At 67.5% G+C, this 14,998-nt stretch carries 16 protein-coding genes; 15 read left to right on the top strand and 1 reads right to left on the bottom strand.

All coding sequences use genetic code 11. The annotated features are described in order from the left end of the window. The 15 genes from RT309_RS03420 to RT309_RS03490 form a co-directional block, all read left to right on the top strand. Positions 1-738, top strand: a 738-nt coding sequence (locus RT309_RS03420; RefSeq protein WP_313355341.1) for an ABC transporter, incomplete at its 5' end; no start/stop codon positions are given. Positions 739-753: 15 nt separating this feature from the next. After that, positions 754-1,245: a hypothetical protein gene (locus RT309_RS03425; RefSeq protein WP_313355343.1), complete on the top strand. Its 492-nt coding sequence runs from the start codon at positions 754-756 to the stop codon at positions 1,243-1,245. A 68-nt stretch (positions 1,246-1,313) separates the two neighbouring features. Continuing rightward, positions 1,314-1,961 (top strand): spermidine/putrescine ABC transporter substrate-binding protein, encoded by a 648-nt coding sequence (locus tag RT309_RS03430; protein ID WP_313355345.1) that lies wholly within the window; start codon positions 1,314-1,316, stop codon positions 1,959-1,961. 213 nt (positions 1,962-2,174) lie between these two features. Then, a complete protein-coding gene (gene rpsL, locus RT309_RS03435) occupies positions 2,175-2,543 on the top strand; it encodes a 30S ribosomal protein S12 (protein WP_018187369.1) in 369 nt (122 codons plus the stop codon). A gap of 5 nt (positions 2,544-2,548) precedes the next feature. Further along, positions 2,549-3,019 (top strand): 30S ribosomal protein S7, encoded by a 471-nt coding sequence (gene rpsG / locus RT309_RS03440; RefSeq protein WP_017201608.1) that lies wholly within the window; start codon positions 2,549-2,551, stop codon positions 3,017-3,019. Positions 3,020-3,096: 77 nt separating this feature from the next. Next, the gene (gene fusA / locus RT309_RS03445) at positions 3,097-5,211 is read left to right on the top strand and encodes an elongation factor G (RefSeq protein WP_313355347.1); all 2,115 of its coding nucleotides are present in this window, start codon (positions 3,097-3,099) and stop codon (positions 5,209-5,211) included. Between the two features lie 169 nt (positions 5,212-5,380). After that, entirely contained in the window at positions 5,381-6,574 is a 1,194-nt protein-coding gene (gene tuf, locus RT309_RS03450; RefSeq protein WP_313355349.1) for an elongation factor Tu, read from the top strand. A gap of 155 nt (positions 6,575-6,729) precedes the next feature. Continuing rightward, positions 6,730-6,942 carry a hypothetical protein gene (locus RT309_RS03455; RefSeq protein WP_313355351.1) on the top strand — a complete coding sequence of 71 codons (213 nt, stop codon included), beginning with the start codon at positions 6,730-6,732 and terminating at the stop codon, positions 6,940-6,942. Positions 6,943-7,248: 306 nt separating this feature from the next. Continuing rightward, entirely contained in the window at positions 7,249-7,845 is a 597-nt protein-coding gene (locus tag RT309_RS03460) for an alternate-type signal peptide domain-containing protein (protein WP_313355353.1), read from the top strand. 79 nt (positions 7,846-7,924) lie between these two features. Then, entirely contained in the window at positions 7,925-8,500 is a 576-nt protein-coding gene (locus tag RT309_RS03465; protein ID WP_313355355.1) for a hypothetical protein, read from the top strand. After that, positions 8,497-9,810: an RICIN domain-containing protein gene (locus RT309_RS03470; RefSeq protein WP_313355357.1), complete on the top strand. Its 1,314-nt coding sequence runs from the start codon at positions 8,497-8,499 to the stop codon at positions 9,808-9,810. The genes RT309_RS03465 and RT309_RS03470 overlap by 4 nt, the downstream gene beginning before the upstream one ends. Continuing rightward, positions 9,807-10,550 carry a hypothetical protein gene (locus RT309_RS03475; protein ID WP_313355359.1) on the top strand — a complete coding sequence of 248 codons (744 nt, stop codon included), beginning with the start codon at positions 9,807-9,809 and terminating at the stop codon, positions 10,548-10,550. The genes RT309_RS03470 and RT309_RS03475 overlap by 4 nt, the downstream gene beginning before the upstream one ends. Further along, entirely contained in the window at positions 10,543-11,178 is a 636-nt protein-coding gene (locus tag RT309_RS03480; protein WP_313355361.1) for a signal peptidase I, read from the top strand. Before RT309_RS03475 ends, RT309_RS03480 begins: the two co-directional genes overlap by 8 nt. Before the next feature lie 55 nt (positions 11,179-11,233). Then, positions 11,234-12,868 carry an ATP-binding protein gene (locus RT309_RS03485; protein WP_313355363.1) on the top strand — a complete coding sequence of 545 codons (1,635 nt, stop codon included), beginning with the start codon at positions 11,234-11,236 and terminating at the stop codon, positions 12,866-12,868. Further along, a complete protein-coding gene (locus RT309_RS03490) occupies positions 12,868-14,022 on the top strand; it encodes a hypothetical protein (RefSeq protein WP_313355365.1) in 1,155 nt (384 codons plus the stop codon). Before RT309_RS03485 ends, RT309_RS03490 begins: the two co-directional genes overlap by 1 nt. A gap of 20 nt (positions 14,023-14,042) precedes the next feature. Here RT309_RS03490 and RT309_RS03495 read toward each other — a convergent pair whose 3' ends face one another. Beyond that, the gene (locus RT309_RS03495) at positions 14,043-14,795 is read right to left on the bottom strand and encodes a response regulator transcription factor (protein ID WP_313355366.1); all 753 of its coding nucleotides are present in this window, start codon (positions 14,793-14,795) and stop codon (positions 14,043-14,045) included. Positions 14,796-14,998 lie beyond the last annotated feature (203 nt).

The raw sequence follows: 14,998 nt of genomic DNA on the forward strand, positions 1-14,998 counted from the left end.
GCCGCGGCATCCGTCTCTCCTGCCGAGACCCACGACGCCGACGCGACCCGCGTGATCGACGCCGACCGCGCTCACCACCACACTGTCGCCGACGACGCGTACGCGACCCCCTACCCATCGGATGCCGAGACGCGGGTCGTCCCGGCGGAGCCGGTCGCACCTCCCGCCGCGCCGCAGCCGATCTTCGTGCAGGCGCCCGAGCCACCCCGCGAGCTGGGCAACCGCGGCGCCGCGGGCGCCATCGGCCTGGTGGCGGCGGTCGCCTTCGCCGTCCTCTATCTCGCGGCGATCCTCGGCTTCGGAGCCCTGCGCGGCGACGTGAGCGTCGAGAACGTCGGCACCGCCGCGCTCGAGCCGCTGACGACCTGGGCATTCTGGGTTCCGGTGGTCGTGTTCTTCCTCTCGTTCTGGCTGCTCGGCGCCTTCATCAACCGTGCACGCTGGGGCAAGTGGGTCATCTTCGGCGTGTTCGTGGCCATCGCGACCTATGGCGGCCACATCCTGGGGCAGCTCTTCCAGGCGCCGTTCTGGCGGGTGACCGCGACCGAGTCCATCGAGCTGGTCAACGAGCAGCTGCTCGCGCCGCTCGCCATCGCGTCGTTCATCTTCGCCCGAGAACTCACGATCTGGTTCGGTGCCTGGGTCGCGCGCAGCGGGGCCAGGAAGAAGGTGCTCAACGCGGAGGCACAGTCGGAGTACGAGCGCACGCTCGAGGCGGGCCCCGCCGCACTGCGATGAGCGTAGTCTGACGGCATGACCCTCAGAGACCCCCACGGCCCCGTGCCGGAGGGGGTCTCTGCGTTTCTCGCCGGAGTGGTGGGCACGGTCTGCTTCGGCGCCTTCGCCATTCTCGGGCTCGGGATGCTGTCGTACTTCGCCGACGTCGACATCATCTCCGTCGAGGGGCTCACCCTCTGGCCGGGAGTCGCGGGCATGGCCGTCGCGATCGCCGTGTTCGCGCTGCTGCTGGCGCCGGTGCTGCGCCGGTCGCTTCCCCCGTACGGAGCGATGGTGCTCGTGGCGCTGGGCACGGCGCTCACGCATCTCGCCGCCGTCTGGCTGTCGGCCATGGCCGGCGGTTCCGGACTCGCCCACGCATCCGCCGCCGCCTCGCAGATCGTCGTGCGCGGATCGAGTCTCGTCATCATCGTCGTCGCCCTGATCGCCGGGTGGATCGCCGTCGCGCTGCGGCGCTCACGATCGGGCACGCCGCGGTGGCCGTGGGAGCGCAGCGACTCGGAGTGACGCCGCAAGACGCGCCGCCCCTCGCGGGAAAGCGCCCCTGCGCGGCATCCCGGCCCTACTCTGTATTCGTGGAGAGGTCGCTGGAATCCCTCGTCGACCAGGCCGTCGAGGCCTGGCTGCGCTGGGTGCCGCGCTGGGCACCGGCGACGCACCGCGGCCGGGTGGCACCGTGTCGTCGCTGCCTCGGCTCTCCCGTGCTCTCCGCCGTCGGCATCGGCGGAAACGTGCCGCACGGCGTGCAGCACGGGCTCTCGACGCGGATCAAGGCGATCGTCGACCAGGCCGTCGCCGAGTACACGGCACGCAACCTGCCCATGCTCCAGGCCGAGCTCGACCACCAGGCGGCCAGGAACCGGTCGCGCGCCTACCGTCCCGCCGAGGGCCTCGAGCCCGAGTACGAGGGGATGCCGCTCGACCCCGACCCCGTCCCGGGGGCTCCGTTCCTCTTCACCGTCGCGGGCATGGCCGACGACGCGGCCGCCCAGCTGCCCCCGCTGCCCCCGCTGTCCGATGAGGCCAAAGCCGCGCTCCGTCAGGAGGTCGCGCTCGCCGACGAGTACGCCAACATGATCGGGCGGGAGATCTGCGGACTGCTGCTTCGACACCGCCTCCACGTGCAGGCGGCGATATCGCAGTACGTCGAGCCGCAGATCGAGGCGATGCTCGCCGAGCTCAGCGAAGCGCTGGACTCGCCCTTCGACCCCGATACGCCGTAGCACAGCATCCGATGCTCATTTGACCGCCGCCGCCCGCGGCGTCTACACTTGATCGGGTGTGTGCACGACTGTGCGCGCATGCAGGGCGCCGACACCGTCGGTTCGCCTCCACGGCATACCCATCACACCAAAAGCCCGACTCCTCTGTCGAGCCGGTGGGTCATGATGTGAAACCCATCACGCTGTCACCGTGCAGCACTATGAGGAGAGAACGTGCCAACCATTCAGCAGTTGGTTCGCAAGGGTCGCTCGCCCAAGGTCACGAAGACCAAGGCACCCGCGCTCAAGGCGAACCCGCAGCAGGCCGGGGTCTGCACCCGCGTCTACACCACCACCCCGAAGAAGCCGAACTCGGCGATGCGCAAGGTCGCTCGTGTGAAGCTGCGCAACGGCACCGAGGTGACCGCCTACATCCCCGGTGAGGGCCACAACCTCCAGGAGCACTCGCTGGTGCTCGTCCGCGGTGGTCGTGTGAAGGACCTCCCCGGTGTCCGCTACAAGATCGTCCGTGGTGCGCTCGACACCCAGGCAGTCAAGAACCGTAAGCAGGCTCGTTCCCGCTACGGCGCGAAGAAGGGCTGAGTCAGATGCCTCGTAAGGGACCCGCACCCAAGCGCCCCGTCGTCAACGACCCCGTATACGGCGCTCCGATCGTCACCTCGCTGGTGAACAAGATCCTCGTCGACGGCAAGAAGTCGCTCGCCGAGTCGATCGTCTACGGCGCCCTCCGCGGCGTCGAGGCGAAGAACGGCCAGGACGCCGTCGCCACCCTCAAGAAGGCGCTCGACAACGTGCGCCCCACCCTCGAGGTCCGCAGCCGCCGCGTCGGTGGCTCGACCTACCAGGTTCCCGTCGAGGTCAAGCCGCACCGCGCGAACACCCTCGCGCTGCGCTGGCTGGTCAGCTACGCCAAGGGTCGTCGTGAGAAGACGATGACCGAGCGTCTGCAGAACGAGATCCTCGACGCGTCGAACGGCCTGGGTGCCGCGGTCAAGCGCCGCGAGGACACCCACAAGATGGCCGAGTCGAACCGCGCCTTCGCCCACTACCGCTGGTAAGGGGCCGAGCGGATGCCGCCACCGCGGCATCCGCTCCCACTCTCTGTTCGTTCCTGAACCATCCCGGAGGAACCCCCGTGGCACAAGAAGTGCTCACCGACCTGAGCAAGGTCCGCAACATCGGCATCATGGCCCACATCGATGCCGGCAAGACCACCACGACCGAGCGCATCCTGTTCTACACGGGTGTCAACCACAAGCTCGGCGAGACCCACGACGGTGGCGCCACCACTGACTGGATGGAGCAGGAGAAGGAGCGCGGCATCACGATCACGTCTGCCGCCGTGACCTGCTTCTGGAACAAGAACCAGATCAACATCATCGACACCCCCGGTCACGTGGACTTCACGGTCGAGGTGGAGCGCTCGCTCCGCGTCCTCGACGGCGCGGTCGCCGTGTTCGACGGCAAGGAGGGCGTCGAGCCCCAGTCCGAGACCGTGTGGCGTCAGGCCGACAAGTACAACGTCCCCCGCATCTGCTTCGTCAACAAGATGGACAAGCTCGGCGCGGACTTCTACTTCACGGTCGACACGATCATCAACCGCCTCGGCGCGAAGCCGCTGGTGCTGCAGCTCCCGATCGGTGCCGAGAACGACTTCGTCGGCGTCATCGACCTCGTCGAGATGCGTGCTCTGGTCTGGCCCGGCGACGCCAAGGGTGACGTGACCATGGGCGCCTCCTACGAGGTGCAGGAGATCCCGGCCGACCTCAAGGACAAGGCCGAGGACTACCGCCAGCAGCTGCTGGAGACGGTCGCCGAGACCGACGAGGAGCTTCTCGAGAAGTTCTTCGGCGGCGAGGAGCTCACCGTCGCGGAGATCAAGGGCGCCATCCGCAAGATGGTCGTCGCCAGCGAGATCTACCCGGTCCTCTGCGGCTCCGCCTTCAAGAACCGCGGTGTGCAGCCGATGCTGGACGCCGTCGTCGACTACCTCCCGTCCCCGCTGGACGTGCCCGCCATCGAGGCGCACGACCCGAAGGACGAGGAGAAGATCATCGAGCGTCACCCCGACGCGAAGGACCCGTTCGCGGCACTGGCCTTCAAGGTCGCCGTGCACCCGTTCTTCGGTCGTCTGACGTACGTGCGCGTCTACTCGGGCGAGCTCGAGTCGGGTGCCCAGGTCATCAACTCGACCAAGGGCAAGAAGGAGCGCATCGGGAAGATCTTCCAGATGCACGCCAACAAGGAGAACCCGGTCGACAAGCTGACCGCCGGCAACATCTACGCCGTCATCGGCCTGAAGGACACCACCACCGGTGACACCCTCGCCGACATCGCGCAGCCGGTCGTCCTCGAGTCGATGACGTTCCCGGAGCCGGTGATCGAGGTCGCCATCGAGCCGAAGACCAAGGCCGACCAGGAGAAGCTGGGTCTCGCGATCCAGAAGCTCGCCGAAGAGGACCCGACCTTCCGCACCGAGCTCAACCCGGAGACCGGTCAGACGACCATCAAGGGCATGGGTGAGCTGCACCTGGACATCCTCGTCGACCGCATGAAGCGCGAGTTCCGCGTCGAGGCGAACGTCGGAAAGCCCCAGGTGGCGTACCGCGAGACGATCAAGAAGGTCGTCGAGAAGCACGACTACACTCACAAGAAGCAGACGGGTGGATCGGGTCAGTTCGCGAAGATCCAGTTCAACATCGAGCCGCTCGACCTCGACGGCGAAAAGACGTACGAGTTCGTGAACTCGGTCACCGGCGGTCGCATCCCGCGCGAGTACATCGGCTCGATCGACGCCGGTTTCCAGGACGCGATGAACGTCGGCGTGCTGGCGGGCTATCCGATGGTGGGCGTCAAGGCCACCATCGTCGACGGTGCCGCGCACGACGTCGACTCCTCGGAGATGGCGTTCAAGATCGCGGGCTCGATGGGCTTCAAGGAGGCCGCGCGTCGCGCCAACCCCGTGCTGCTCGAGCCGCTGATGGCCGTCGAGGTCCGTACTCCCGAGGAGTACATGGGCGACGTCATCGGCGACCTGAACTCGCGTCGTGGACAGATCCAGTCGATGGAGGATGCCCAGGGCGTCAAGGTGGTGCGCGCTTCGGTGCCGCTTTCCGAGATGTTCGGCTACATCGGCGATCTGCGCTCGAAGACCTCCGGCCGCGCCGTCTACTCGATGGAGTTCGACAGCTACGCTGAGGTTCCGCGCGCCGTTGCGGATGAGATCATCCAGAAGGCCAAGGGCGAGTAAGCCCTTCTCCGGTTCCCCTGGGTCACTGAGCCTGTCGATGTGCCCAGGGGCGCCGGTACCCCACAACTTCACATTCACTCTCTACTAAACTGAGAAACCGAAATCCGTAGGGAGCCGGTCACAATCCAGTGCCCGGCCATCTCTACACGAACGTCCTGAGGAGGACCCAGTGGCCAAGGCCAAGTTCGAGCGGACCAAGCCGCACGTCAACATCGGAACGATCGGTCACGTCGACCACGGCAAGACCACGCTCTCCGCAGCGATCTCGAAGGTGCTTGCCGACAAGTACCCGTCCGACACGAACGTGCAGCGCGACTTCGCTTCCATCGACTCGGCGCCGGAAGAGCGCCAGCGCGGTATCACGATCAACATCTCGCACATCGAGTACGAGACCCCGAAGCGCCACTACGCACACGTTGACGCCCCCGGCCACGCCGACTACGTCAAGAACATGATCACGGGTGCGGCGCAGATGGACGGCGCGATCCTCGTCGTCGCGGCCACCGACGGCCCGATGGCGCAGACGCGCGAGCACGTTCTGCTCGCCAAGCAGGTCGGCGTCCCCTACCTGCTCGTCGCGCTGAACAAGTCCGACGCGGTCGACGACGAGGAGATCCTGGAGCTCGTCGAGCTCGAGGTCCGCGAGCTGCTCTCGTCGCAGGGCTTCCCCGGCGACGACGCTCCTGTCATCAAGGTCTCGGCTCTCGGCGCCCTCAACGGCGAAGAGAAGTGGGTCGACTCGATCGTCGAGCTCATGCAGGCCGCTGACGACTCCATCCCGGACCCCGAGCGTGACCGCGACAAGCCGTTCCTCATGCCGATCGAGGATGTCTTCACGATCACCGGTCGTGGAACGGTCGTCACGGGCCGCGCCGAGCGTGGCACCCTCGCCATCAACTCCGAGGTCGAGATCGTCGGCATCCGTCCGACGCAGAAGACCACGGTCACCGGTATCGAGATGTTCCACAAGCAGCTCGACGAGGCCTGGGCCGGCGAGAACTGCGGTCTGCTGCTCCGCGGCACCAAGCGCGAGGATGTCGAGCGCGGCCAGGTCGTCGTGAAGCCGGGTTCGATCACCCCGCACACCAACTTCGAGGGCACTGCCTACATCCTCTCGAAGGACGAGGGTGGCCGTCACAACCCCTTCTACACGAACTACCGCCCGCAGTTCTACTTCCGCACCACGGACGTGACCGGCGTCATCTCGCTGCCCGAGGGCACCGAGATGGTCATGCCCGGTGACACCACCGACATGTCGGTCGAGCTGATCCAGCCGATCGCCATGGAAGAGGGCCTCGGCTTCGCGATCCGTGAGGGTGGCCGCACCGTCGGCGCCGGCACGGTGACCAAGGTCAACGCGTAAGCATCTGCTTCTCGAAAGAGGGGTCGGACCTTCGGGTCCGGCCCCTCTTTGCGTGTACTGGCGCGGGCTGCGCCTGTCGACACGGAACGTTCGATCGCGTAGAAAAGTGAATGGGTGCAGGATGCTGCACCGACATCACGCAGGGGAGGAGAACCGTGGGCATCGATGACCTGGTGAATCAGGGCAAGAGCGCGTTCGAGCAGAATAAGGACAGGATCGCCGAGGCTGTCCGCAGCGAGCAAGCGGAGGACATCAGCGACAAGGTGCTCGGCGAGATCGCCGACTTCGCGAAGAAGGTCGCTCCTGGAGCGGCGGATCAGATCGACGACATCCGGGACAAAGCCGACGGAGCCGTCGGCAACGAGTGACCGTCGCGGGCCAGTCCCGCGCCTTCGAGGGGTGCTGTCCATTCTGGCGCAGCACCCCTTTTCAGCGCCCGCGTGCGGGCGCGCCCCCTCGAAGCTCAGGATCGCCTCAGTGGAAACCGTTGTCCCCCATTTGGGGGACAAGAGAACCTCAGGGTTGGCGCGTGTCCCCCATTTGGGGGACACGCTCGTGTGACGATGGATGCAGCTTCACCGGAGTTCCTAGAGCCGCTGTCGCCCGCGTCGCCGGGGCCGGTTCCTCCGCGAAGCGCGCCATGGGGGCGCATTCACACAAGGGGAGTAATCGTCATGAACAAGACCACCAAGGGAACCATCGCCGCTGGCGCCGCTGTGCTGCTGCTGCTCGGAACCGGCGGATCGCTCGCGTACTGGAACAGTTCTCTGGATCTCGGCACGCACTCGATCAGTGCCGGCCAGCTGAAGGTAACGCAGCAGACCGCGGGATGGGAGCGCATTCCCCACGGTGCCGTTACTGGCGAGAAGGTGACGCCTGGTGAGATCAAGCTCGTGCCCGGCGACAAGCTGCAGTACACGGGGGTCTACAACATCGCCGCGGAGGGACGCAACCTCGCCTTCACGGTGAGCCTCAAGAATGGCTCGATCGAAGGAGCCACCGCTTCCGCGGCTGATCAGAAGCTGAAGGATCTCCTGCAGCCGACGGCGACGTTCAAGGTCAACAACCAGAACTGGATCCCGGGCACAGCGTTCCCGGTTTCGAAAGCAAACCCGACCTCAGACGAGAAGAAGGACCACAAGGTCGAGATCACCGCCACGCTGGAGTGGCCGCTCAACGGTGACCCCGCGAACGACAACCTGGCGCAGGGCGGGGCGATCCAGATCAAGGACTTCGTTCTGAACATTGAGCAGGTGGCCAGCGGATCCTGACCTTCGGCGGATGGGCGCTGCCATCGTAACGATGCTTGCAGCGCCCGTCCCGGTCTTCGTGAGATCAAATGAGGGCGTCATGAACGCAACACAGCTTCGTTCCGGCACTCGGCGGACGCGTGCATCCGGACTGCGCTCGCTGCTCATCACGGCGAGCGCAACGGCAGCAGCCGTTCTGCTCGGGATCTCGGGCGGGGGAGTCACCCACGCCTTCCTGAGCGCTTCGGCCCCGGTGGCTCAGGCCACCGTGCACGCGGGGACGTTCGGCATCCGGATCGGTGACGGCACGACGGCCGCCCTGCCGGAGAAGAAGCTGACCCCGGCGGCACCGGCGACCTGGGCGTTCACGGTCACGAACACCGGAGAGGCACCCGTCGATCTCACCGGGCGGATCGCCGCCCCCGGCGGGCCGGCCTACGCCGCGTCCGCTCGGGGGGCGCTCGCGGAGGTCGCGGATGCTGCCGCCTGCACCGCATCACTCGCCGGAACCGCCGCGCTGAACGGCTATACGAAGCCCGCGCTCGGCTCGCTCGCTCCGGGGAAGACGAAGACCTTCTGCCTGGTGGTGAGCCTGCCCAATCCCTCGCCAGCGGCGGACAGCGGCTCCGCCCACAGTCTCACCCTGACAATCGACGCCGTCCAGAAGGGAGCGTGATCACCGTGTTCGCACGCAAACGCCTCCCGATCATCGCCGGTCTTGCGGCATTCCTCGTGTTCGTCGGCAGCGGCTCCGCGTGGTCGTACTGGACGACCCAGGCCAGCACCGCGGGCAGGGTCACGACCGACACCGTCGCTGTGTCACAGGCCGGCTTCGCCGCGCCCGAACAGACGAAGTACCTGCCGAGCAGCGCCCAGTCCAACACGAGGTCGTTCACTGTGACGAACGGCAGCAACGTCAGCGGCACGGCCACGGTGTCGATCACATCTTCTGAGCAGTACGCGGCGAACTTCCCAGTCTCGGTCTGGCGGCTCGACTCGGGCGCATGCACCGACGCCACTCCGCTGCCGACCTCGGGAGTGACCACCGGCACCTGGGGTTCCGTGACGCCGACTCTGACACTCAAGGATTCGGTCACTGCGACGATGTGCGTGCGGACGACCCTCCCGGACTGGAAGAGCATCACCGACCCGTCGGGTGGGCGCACCTTCACCCCGATGCTGAGCGTGAGCCTGAACGCGCAGGGCTGGGTGGCCACCACGCCCATCGCTAAGCACACGCAGCGCACCGCGGGCATGTACCCGCTCACCACGAACTTCTTCGACCCGGCGGCGTCCCCATGGTTCACCATCCGGGATAAGGCGACCGGCAGCCTCTGCCTCGACGTGGCCGGCGCCGGTGGCTCCGGCACCCGCGTCATCTCGTGGAACTGCCACCAGGATTCCAATCAGCAGTGGCAATTCGTCCCGGTGAACGCGAATGACCAGAGCTTTGTCACGATCAGGCCGCGCCACGCACCGGGCACCCGCCTGACGTACACCACCTCTGGAATCCAGCAGGTGGCCGCGGACGCGTCGACGGCGACGCAGCGCTGGTACGTGCAGCGGTCTGGCGAGATGTTTCAGCTCGTCTCCGCGGCGACAGGAAAATGCGTAGGTATGGGCACGTCCTCCGTCAACGCTGATATGAGCGTCGTGGACTGTGATGACGCGCGCGCTCAACTGACGTTCACGCAACGTCGTACGCTGACGCTCTCGACGAGCGCAGGAGATCCGACTCTGAATTTCTCCACCCCGTCCGTGTCAGACATGACGCTGCAGAAGGGGGCCGGGCAAAGCTGGGTCGAGGTGGCCGGGGTGCCGGCGAACGCGAAGTCCGTCACCTTCAGGCGGCAGGAGATTCCACAGAAGGGTTCAGCGGAGTTCCGGATCGTCGATGCAGCGTCAGCCGACGTTGTCTACGGGGGCATCGTGCTCGCGCGCGATGGCTCGACGGTGACCGTCGTCAAGGGGGTCGATCCCTCGTGATGCTCAACCCGGCGACCAACCGCGGCTGGTTCGCGGCCGCCCTGCTCGCAGCCGCAGCGCTGGCGGCCCCGACGGCGGCCTCCGCCGCCGAGGATGACCTGGTCGTCTCCACCGACGGGACGCACTACTCCAGCGCCGACGTGCTGCCTGTGTTCGCCGACGACCTGCGTCTCGTGCCCGGCGATCGCGAGAGCGCGTCGTTCTGGATCAGAAACGACTCCGCGCACACCGGACGGCTTCGCCTCGACCTCGTCGACCCGGTGAGTGTTGATGCCGTGTTCGCCACGCACGTCGAGCTCGCTGTCGCCCCCGACGGCACCGGCGCGACGCCGATCACCATGTCGACGGCGCTCGCGAACGGCTCGTGCACGGTGCTCAGCGGCGACAGCCTGCTCGCACCCGGTCAGGCTGTTCAGATCCGGGTGACCGCGTCGCTCAGCTCGGCTCTCACCGACGAGCAGGGCGCGCTGGCCGACCTGCGTTTCGAGATGCGCGCGGTGCTGGCGGATGCCGCGGCCGTGGCCGTGCAGCCGGCAGGTGCGGCCTGCACCGCTGCGCCTGAAGAGGGCGGCAAGACACCGCAGCCCTCCCCGACATCGTCGCCGAGCGCGCTGGCCGCGACCGGAGGCGCTGGTGCGCTGACCGCAGCGGCCGTGGGGGGCGCCGCGACCGTCGCCGGGATGATCGCCTTCCTGTGGGCTCGACGTCGCCGGTCCGAAGGAGATGAAGCTGATGCGTGACTCCATCGTCATCCAGGCCGAGACGACCGGCGAGCCGCTCCCTCCTGAGCCCGCGACGTCATCGCGGGGTGGCCTGCTGCGGGCTCTGCTGAACGCCGTCGCGGTCGCACTGCTCGTCGGCATTCTCGCCGTCGGCGCATTCGCGATCGCGGTACCTGCACTGACCGGATCCACCGCGCTCACCGTGCTGACATCGTCGATGGAGCCGCACCTGCCGCCGGGAACGATGGTCGTCGTGCGACCGACCGATGCCGCCGACGTCGAACCCGGCATGGTGCTGACCTACCAGCTGCGCAGCGGGGAGCCGACCCTGATCACGCACCGCGTCACCCAGGTTCTCGCCGGGGCCGATGGGGAGCGACGATTCATCACCAAGGGCGACAACAACGCGACCGCCGACGCAGACCCGGTGCGCGAGGTGCAGGTGCGCGGCACGGTCTGGTACGCGATCCCCTGGCTGGGCTGGGTGGCGGTGGCGATCACCGGTCCCCACCGCGCCATCATGGTGACCGTGGCCGTGGTCCTTCTCTTCGGCTACGCCGCCTGGGCATTCGGCTCCGGCCTCATCGAACGGATACGCCGCAGAGGACGCGTCGCCTCGAGAGGCTCAGGATCTGCGCATCTTTGACCCCGGCACCCCACGACGGTGCCGTCGGCCGTCATGCCGCGGTTAGATTCGAGTAATGACGTTCCTGGCGTCGGATGCCCCGACCGCGCTGCGACACGTAGGCGACAGGGCCGTTCTGCTCAACCAGGTCCTGCTCGGCACCGCCGTGCTCCTCGCCGTGCTCCTCTCGCTCGCGATGGGAGCCGTCGTCGGGGTCGACGCCCTGATGCTCGGCCTGACGCTGATCTTCATCGCGACGGGGGCCGCGATCCTCGTCCCGTGGCAGCGCAGCCCGGTGGGACTCGTGCTGCTCCTGCCGCTGATCGACATCGGCGCGGTCATGCTGCTGACGCTCTCGTCTCCGGCATCCGGATTCCCCCTGCTGTGGCTCTTCCCCGCGATGTGGGTCGGTTCGACGCTCGGCATGCTCGGAGTGGTCGGAGCGACCGTCGTGGTCACCACGCTCTACTGGGCGTCGATCGTCCTCGTCGACGCGCCTCCTCTGCTCTCGGCGTTCGTGGTGTTCCCGATCGTCGTCGCGGGACTGGCGACGATCGCCGCGGTCGCGTCGTGGAGATCGGGTGCGCAGCGCGTGGTGCTCGAGAAGCAGTCGCGTGAGCTGCGACGGGCGGTGGATCGCGCCAGAGGCCAGGAGGAGCTCGTCACCGAGGCGCTGGATGCCGTCGACTTCGGGCTCATCCGCCTGACGGCGAACGGCGATCAGGTCGTCGCGAATGAGGCCATGGCCCGTCTGCACTCCGCCATCGGCGATACCGACGTCCTGCAGCCGTTCGCCTCAGACGGGCTGACCCCGCTCGCCGACGACGAGCTCCCTCTCGCCCGCGCGCGACGAGGGGAGGAGATCGACCGCACCCTCGTCTGGTTCGGCGCCCCCGGTGACCTCGCCCGCCGCTCGCTGCAGTTCAGCTCACGTCGCCTCACCGGCAAGAACGTCATGCACGACGGGCTGATCGTGGTGGCCCAGGACACGACCGCGGAGGAGCTCGCGCTGCGCGCACGGGAAGACCTGATCGCATCCGTCTCGCACGAGCTGCGCACCCCGCTGACCTCGATCACCGGCTATGTCGAGCTGGTCCTCGACGATGAGACCCTCTCTGCCTCGTCGCGGCGCAGCCTCGAGGTCGTCGAGCGCAACGCCGCTCGGCTACTCGCCATCGTGTCGGATCTCGTGGCCGCATCCGCGATGTCGCGCATGGGGGTGTCGCTGTCGATCAGACCCGAGCGCACCGACCTCACGGCGCTCGCCGCAGCCTCCATCGAGTCGTCGCTGCTGCCCGCGGCGGAACGCGGCATGTCCGTCGAGCTGCTCGCGGACGGCCCGGTCTGGGCCCGCGTCGATGCGCACCGCATCCGTCAGGTGATCGACAACCTCGTCTCGAACGCGGTGAAGTACGGCAGAGACCGCGGTCGAGTCGAGGTCGAGGTGCGCGCTGAAGCCGATCGGGTGGCGCTTGCTGTGCGCGATGACGGACCGGGGATCCCCGCCGGCGAGGTGCCGCGACTGTTCGAGCGGTTCTTCCGCTCGGCGCTCGTCCGGCAGTCCGTGACGCACGGCAGCGGGCTCGGCCTGTCGATCAGCCGCGACATCGTCGTGGCGCACAACGGCTCGCTCACGGTGAGCACTGTTTTCGGCGAGGGTGCCGAGTTCATGATGTCGCTGCCGTCGCCGGCAGCCCGGGAGGAGACCTGATGCAGCTGGATGCATACACCGTCAACGTCCTCGTCTCTGTCGCGGCGCTCTCCGCTGCGGTGATGTACCTGCTCGAGACCCTGCTGCGTCAGGAGAGCAGGGCAGGTCAGCTGTGGGCGGTGGCGTACCTGTTCGGCATCCTCACCGTGATCGCGTACCTGGTGTGGATGAAGGTCGACGAGCACCTTGTTCCGCTCGCCATCGGCAACGGGGCGCTGGTCGGCACTGTCGGATGCCTCTGGCTGGGATGCCTGCGGCACAACGCGCACCGTCTGCTGCGCCCGAGCATGATCGTCGCAGCCGCCGTTCTCATCTCGGTCGCCGCCGTCTTCGTCGAAGGCACAGAAGCAGGCGAGTGGGCCGGCGCCGCCGCGACGTTCGCGGGCGTGGCCGTCTTCGCGCTCCTCGGCGCCGCCGAGTCACGACGAGGGCGCAACGGAGACACCCCTGAGACCATCGGGCTGACCGTCGTGCTGATCGTGGGCGGCATCTACTACGGCGCGCGCAGCGCGGTGTTCATGATCCTGGGCCCTGCCAGCGACGTCTTCCGCGCGTGGTTCGACGCGAGCAACACCGGGATCCTGACCATCGTGCTCCTGATCGTCGCGCTGGTCACGACGACCACGCTCCGCAACAACGCGGTCGTCTTCGGAGAGGGCAGCAGCGAACTGAGCCTGACCGGCGACGGCCTGCTGACCGCACGCTCCTTCTTCGTCATGGTGCAGCGGATCATCGAGGTCGACCGCGAAGAGGAGCGCACGCTGGGCGTGATCGCGTTCCGCGCCGACGACCTCCCGCAGATCGGCATCGCGTTCGGGGCGAGCGAGCAGGAGGCGGTTATGGCCCTGTGCCGCGAGTCCCTCCGGCGCTACGCGCCCGCGATGGCGCCGGTCGGCGAACTCGGACCGAACGGACTCGGGCTCGCCGTCGAGGCGGAGTCGCCGTCGGCGGTGCGGCGGCTAGCGAGCCGCATCCAGAGACGGATGCTCGATGATCTGGCCGATCGCGGCACTGCCGTGATCCCGGTGATAGGTGTCGGCGTCGCGGTCGCCGACACCTACGGCAAGGATGCACGCGCTCTGATCCGTGCGGCGTTCGACGCCGCGGGACGCGCGACCACGAGCCTCGATGCGTCGGTCGTGATCGCGGAATGAGCACCAGCGGCGAAAGCCGCTCAGACCGCCAGGCGGTAGCCGACCCCGCGCACCGTCTCGATCCACCGGGGCTGCGTGGCCGACTCGCCGAGCTTGCGCCGGAGGTTGGCGACGTGCACTTCGATGGCACGGACGTCGTGCTCGCTCACGTAGCTTCCCCCCGCCATGCGGTCACCGCGCAGCATCAAGGCGAGCACCTCCTTCGAGACCACGCGACGACCCGAGGTGAGCAGATCCCGGAGGATGTCGAACTCACTGCGGGTGAGTTCGAGCGATGCGCCGTCGGCGGTCACGAGACGCATCGCGGGATGAAGCCGGAGTCCTCTGTGCTCGATCCAATCCTGATCGTCGCCGCCGTCCTGCTGTGCGACGGGCGCGGACGTGCTGTCCGGGGCGCTGAGCGATCGCGGCCGGCGCAGCATGGCGTCGATGCGCGCCCGCAGCTCGCGCGGCCGGAACGGCTTGGTCAGATAGTCGTCGGCACCGGACTGCAGTCCCTGCACGGCGTCGATCTCCTCCGCCCGCGCGGTCAGCATGACGATGTAGGTGGTGCTGAACGCGCGGATGCGGCGCGCGGTCTCGAACCCGTCCATGCCGGGAAGACTCACGTCCAGCGTCGTGACGAGCGGGTGGTGTTCGTCGATCAGAGCGATGCCGTCGGCCCCGGTGCCGGCCACGAACACGTGGAACCCCGCCTGTTCGAGCACCTCGCGCACGAGTTCTCTGATGTCCGGATCGTCCTCGATCACCACCGCGTTCTGCGAATCTGGCACGTCGCCTCCCCATCGCCGGAACGATCTCCGGCGCCTGAGATGATAGCGCGAAAACGCATCTACCCGAGTAGCGGAGCAGGACGCGCCACCGCGACACGCCCGGGTTTGCGGCACCGGAATCCGCGTGGCAGAATAGACAGGTTCCACATTTCTGCGCTCTTCGTGATGCGCGGAATCACTGTCACGACTGTGCATAGACGGCG

It is taken from the genome of Microbacterium sp. (genome assembly GCF_032084865.1).
In the GTDB taxonomy this organism is placed as follows: Bacteria; Actinomycetota; Actinomycetes; order Actinomycetales; family Microbacteriaceae; genus Microbacterium.

Bases quoted from the DNA above. Each gene is read 5' to 3' on its own strand.
- RT309_RS03425 (WP_313355343.1), top strand. From the start codon at position 754: ATGACCCTCAGAGACCCCCACGGCCCCGTGCCGGAGGGGGTCTCTGCG.
- rpsG (WP_017201608.1), top strand. From the start codon at position 2,549: ATGCCTCGTAAGGGACCCGCACCCAAGCGCCCCGTCGTCAACGACCCC.
- RT309_RS03460 (WP_313355353.1), top strand. From the start codon at position 7,249: ATGAACAAGACCACCAAGGGAACCATCGCCGCTGGCGCCGCTGTGCTG.
- RT309_RS03465 (WP_313355355.1), top strand. From the start codon at position 7,925: ATGAACGCAACACAGCTTCGTTCCGGCACTCGGCGGACGCGTGCATCC.
- RT309_RS03480 (WP_313355361.1), top strand. From the start codon at position 10,543: ATGCGTGACTCCATCGTCATCCAGGCCGAGACGACCGGCGAGCCGCTC.
- RT309_RS03485 (WP_313355363.1), top strand. From the start codon at position 11,234: ATGACGTTCCTGGCGTCGGATGCCCCGACCGCGCTGCGACACGTAGGC.
- RT309_RS03490 (WP_313355365.1), top strand. From the start codon at position 12,868: ATGCAGCTGGATGCATACACCGTCAACGTCCTCGTCTCTGTCGCGGCG.